We start from the raw sequence: 1,831 nt of genomic DNA, 5'->3' as shown, positions 1-1,831 counted from the left end.
ATTTGCGATTAACTGTAAGCCGGTAGAGACTGGTAAAGTGCTTGATACACCCGCTAATTTCATCGATTGAAATTGTTTGTTTTGTCCTAGTGTCCAAAAAAAGCCGGAGACGAGTCCCACTATTATTAGTTTTGCATCAAGAGCTGGTTGGTATACTAAATAAACGCCAATAGCGAAAAACAACGCTCCTATCGTCATTCCAAGCGTTTGGTGGTGGGCAGTGCCTCCTAGCTTTCCGCTGACCAGTCCAATGCTGCCCCAAGCAATGGCAGGTACCAATGCGATCAAAATCCCCATAATTTCCTCCTATATGTTCTGTACTTTATAATAGGTCTATCATAACAGGCTTAAGTATTGAACTACAAGATGTAACTGATTTCATCAGCTTTTTTCTTTGAAGCGTGGAACTGACCAACAATATATGCTAAAGTAAGAAAATAAATGAAGTAGTATAGAAAAGAGGAAGAAACTTGATAGATTACGATGTCATTGTAGTGGGCGGCGGCACAAGCGGAATGATGGCGGCTATTTCAGCGGCTGAAAATGGGGCTAAAGTTGCCGTAGTGGAAAAAAATAAAACACTTGGTCGAAAATTGCTGGTTACTGGAGGCGGACGGTGCAACGTGACGAACAACCGCGATAAAGAAGAAATCGTTGCGCATATTCCGGGAAATGGGCGCTTCCTTTATAGTGCTTTTCATCAATATGATAATTACGATATTATGAACTTTTTCCGTTCGAATGGAGTCGCTTTAAAAGAAGAAGACCATGGACGGATGTTTCCAACAACGGATAAATCAAGAACTGTTTTAGAAGCTTTGATTGCTATTATGGATCGTTTAGCTATTACAATTTACACAGATGCTCCAGTCGATACCGTATTATTTAAAGACAATCAAGTGCACGGTTTGCGCTTACAAGATGAACGCGAATTAACAGCAAAGAGTATTATTCTTTCAACAGGCGGACGAGCTATGCCGAGAACCGGCTCGACTGGCGATGGTTATAAATGGGCAAAAAAAGCGGGACATAGTTTAAAGCCTCTTTACCCTACAGAAGTTCCCGTTTTGTCAGACGAACCGTTTATTCAAGATAAAACCCTTCAAGGTCTTTCTTTGCGTGACATTGCGTTAAGTGTATTAAATAAAAAAGGTAAAAAAGTCATCACTCATCAAATGGATATGATTTTTACCCATTTTGGTGTTTCCGGCCCTGCTGTTTTACGCTGCTCCATGTTTGTCCATCAGACGATGCAACGAGACAAAACCGATTTTGTTACATTAACGTTAGATGCTTTACCAGATCAGTCTAAAGGCGAACTGACACAAAAATTGCAGTATTTAATCAAAAATGAAGGTGAAAAAAGCGTTAAAAATGCTTTAAAAGGTCTAGTACCGGAGCGGTATCTTTTATTTGCTTTGGCACGCTTAGGTATTGACGAAAATTCTCCATTAAAACAGGTTTCTGCTGAATTGCAAACAGGACTAATTGATTTCTTAAAAGATTTTCGTTTTAGAGCTACTGGTACTTTACCTATCGAAAAAGCTTTTGTGACCGGCGGAGGCATCAACACAAAAGAAGTCAATCCAAAAACAATGGAAAGTAAATTTATGCAAGGGTTGTATTTTTCTGGAGAAATTCTCGATTACAACGGTTATACTGGCGGCTACAACATTACTGGAGCTTTTATTACAGGACGCGTTGCTGGTATGCACGCGGCTGAACAAGCTTTAGCACACTAAGAAAATAAGAAAAGCAGGACAAAAGTATACTGATCCCCGAATGTTAGACCAAAAATCTAATGTTTGGAGGTCAGTTTTTTATGGTTAAA

2 protein-coding genes are annotated in these 1,831 nt (G+C 39.6%); one reads left to right on the top strand and one right to left on the bottom strand.

The features are described from left to right. Positions 1-297: GRP family sugar transporter (locus RT405_RS07105; protein ID WP_313468740.1), on the bottom strand; the 297-nt coding region annotated here is incomplete at its 3' end. A gap of 173 nt (positions 298-470) precedes the next feature. Here RT405_RS07105 and RT405_RS07100 point away from each other — a divergent pair. Continuing rightward, positions 471-1,742 carry an NAD(P)/FAD-dependent oxidoreductase gene (locus RT405_RS07100; RefSeq protein ID WP_313468738.1) on the top strand — a complete coding sequence of 424 codons (1,272 nt, stop codon included), beginning with the start codon at positions 471-473 and terminating at the stop codon, positions 1,740-1,742. The last annotated feature ends 89 nt before the right edge of the window (positions 1,743-1,831 follow it).

This window comes from Carnobacterium sp., from assembly GCF_032094055.1.
In the GTDB taxonomy this organism is placed as follows: domain Bacteria; phylum Bacillota; class Bacilli; order Lactobacillales; family Carnobacteriaceae; genus Carnobacterium_A.
This window is presented reverse-complemented; position numbering and strand designations above follow the sequence as displayed.